This is a genomic window from Micrococcus sp. KRD077 (assembly GCF_017168505.1).
In the GTDB taxonomy this organism is placed as follows: Bacteria; Actinomycetota; Actinomycetes; order Actinomycetales; family Micrococcaceae; genus Micrococcus; species Micrococcus luteus.
This window is the reverse complement of the sequence record NZ_JABFAZ010000039.1, coordinates 1,838-4,312: the sequence shown is the minus strand read 5'-3', so window position 1 is coordinate 4,312 and position 2,475 is coordinate 1,838. Positions and strand designations below refer to the sequence as shown.

The 2,475-nt window shown below is 75.2% G+C and carries 2 protein-coding genes; one reads left to right on the top strand and one right to left on the bottom strand.

The genetic code is table 11. From position 1 onward, the window contains the following. On the top strand, window positions 1-813 hold an 813-nt coding region (locus J1M39_RS09655), incomplete at its 5' end, for a glycerophosphodiester phosphodiesterase (RefSeq protein ID WP_241254089.1). Between the two features lie 11 nt (window positions 814-824). Here J1M39_RS09655 and J1M39_RS09650 read toward each other — a convergent pair. Then, complete coding sequence (locus tag J1M39_RS09650; RefSeq protein ID WP_206496727.1) at window positions 825-2,330, bottom strand: aldehyde dehydrogenase family protein; 1,506 nt, start codon at window positions 2,328-2,330, stop codon at window positions 825-827. Window positions 2,331-2,475 lie beyond the last annotated feature (145 nt).

Here is a 2,475-nt window from a genome sequence, read left to right as displayed (position 1 = left end):
CCCGCCTACCTCACCGACTCCGTCCCCGCCCGTCGCGGCCACCCGCTGGGGTTCGCCCACCGGGGCGCCGCCGTCGACCGGGAGAATTCCCTGGCCGCGTTCGCGGACGCCCACGCCGCCGGGTTCACCTACCTCGAGCTGGACGTGCGCACCACGGCGGACGGCGAGCTCGTCGTGTTCCACGACGAGACTCTGGACCGCGTCAGCACGGGCCGCGGCCGGCTGCGCGACCACACGTGGGAGCGGCTGGCGGACGTCACGGTCGGCGGGGAGCCGCTGCTGCGCTTCACCGAGCTGCTCACGGCGCTCCCCGAAGCCCGCCTGAACGTGGACCTCAAGGACCGCGCGTCGGCCCCGGCCCTGGCCCGCATCCTCGCCGAGCACGGCGCGTGGGACCGCGTGCTCGTCGCCTCGTTCCACGACTCGCGGCGCCGCCTCTTCCGGCGCGCCCTCGCCCGCCTCGGCCACCCCGAGCGGGCGTACGGGCCGGAGCGGGTGGCGACGTCGGGCGGGGCGGCCGCCATCGCGGCGCTCGTGACGCTGGGCCCGCTGGGACTGACCCGCTGGCTGCGCCGGTGCGCCCTCGACGTCGACTGCGTGCAGGTGCCCGTCCGGCACGGCCGCGTGCCCGTGGCCACCGCCGACTTCGTGCGGCGGTGCCACGCGGCGGGCCTGCCGGTGCACGTGTGGGTCGTGGACGAGCCCGCGGAGATCGAGCGCCTGCTCGACCTCGGCGTCGACGGCGTCATGACCGACCGCGCCGACGTCCTCGCGGAGGTCTACGACCGCCGCGGCTTCTGGCCGCAGCGCTGATCCCCGCCCCCTCAGAGCATCTTCGGCAGCAGCGCCCGCTTCATCCGCCCGTACGGCGGGTACGCGGTCTTGAGCGTGTCCACCTGGTCCGACTTCGTGATGGACGGGCGCAGGTGGGAGAACGTCTCGAACCCGTGGATGCCGTGGTACGCGCCCATCCCGGACGCGCCGATCCCGCCGAACGGCAGCGTCGCGATGCCGGCGTGCAGCAGGCCGACGTCGTAGCCGAGGCCGCCGGCCTGTACCTGGTCGTCGAACGCGCGGTGGTAGCTCGGCCGGTCCGTGAAGAGGTAGGCGGCCAGCGGGTGCGGGCGCTCCGCGATGAAGTCCAGGGCGTCCTGGAAGGTGTCCACGGTCAGCACGGGCAGGATCGGGCCGAACAGCTCCTCCTGCATGAGCGCGCCGTCGGGCCGCACGCCCGTCACCACGGTCGGCGCCATGTACCGTCCTGCCACATCCACGTCGCCGCCGACGAGCAGCTCGGCGCCGGCGTCGAGGTCCGTCTGGAGCATCTCCCGCAGCCGCTCCGCGTGCTCGGCGGAGATGAGCCGGCCGTAGTCCTTCGACGCGCGGGGGTCGTCGCCGTAGAACTCGCGCAGGGCGGCGGGGATCTCGGCGGTCACCTGGCGCAGCGCGGCCTCGCCGACGGCCAGCACGTAGTCCGGGGCCACGCACGTCTGGCCCGCGTTGGTGAACTTCGCCCATGCGATGCGGCGGGCCATCGCGCCCGTGTTCCGCGACGGCGTCACCACCGCCGGCGACTTGCCTCCCAGCTCGAGCGTCACGGGGGAGAGGGTCTTCGCCGCCGCCTCGTAGACGATCCGGCCCACGCGCTCCCCGCCGGTGTAGAGGATGTGGTCCCACGGCTCCGCCAGCAGCGCGGTGTTGCACTCCTTGCCGCCCGCCACCACGGAGACCAGCGCGGAGTCCAGGTACTGCGACACCAGCTCCCGCAGCGCCGCCGCCGTGGCCGGGGCCTTCTCCGACGGGCTGAGCACCACCGTGTTGCCGGCCGCCAGCGCACCCACGACCGGGGCGAGCGCGAGCTGCACCGGGTAGTTCCACGCGCCGATGACCAGCACGAGACCCTTGGGCCGCGGCCGGACCTCCGCGCTCGCGGGCCGCAGGGCCAGCGGCAGCTTCACGGGCCGCGGCTCCATCCAGTCGGTCAGGTGCAGCAGCGCGTGGTCCACCTCGGAGCGCACCGAGACGATCTCCGTGATCAGGGCCTCGGTGGCCGGCTTGCCCAGGTCCGTGCCGAGCGCCGCGACGAACCGGTCCGCGTGCTCGGTCAGCATCCGCTTCAGGCCCTTGAGCTGGCGCACCCGCACCGCGCGCGGGTGGGCGGCGCGGGAGCGGGCGGCGGCGCGCAGCCGCTCGACGGCGGCCCGCGGCTCCTCGGGTCGGGGCCCGGCCGGCGCGATCGGCAGGGCCTCGGTGGGCAACGGCTCGCGGACCGGATCGTCGGCGGGGGAGTCGGGGGAGTCGGTGGTCAGACCGGGGGGCTGCGTGCTCATGCCGGCCACGCTACCGAGCGGCCCTGGGCGGCGGCAGGGCGGGGCGCCGTCGTCGTCCTCCGGCCGCTGGTGCCGCCCCGACGGGCGCCACGGCGTTTTCGTTCGGGAAACGGCGCACGCGCCCCGCCATTTCCCGAACGAAAGC

Bases quoted from the DNA above. Each gene is read 5' to 3' on its own strand.
- J1M39_RS09650 (WP_206496727.1), bottom strand. From the start codon at position 2,330: ATGAGCACGCAGCCCCCCGGTCTGACCACCGACTCCCCCGACTCCCCC.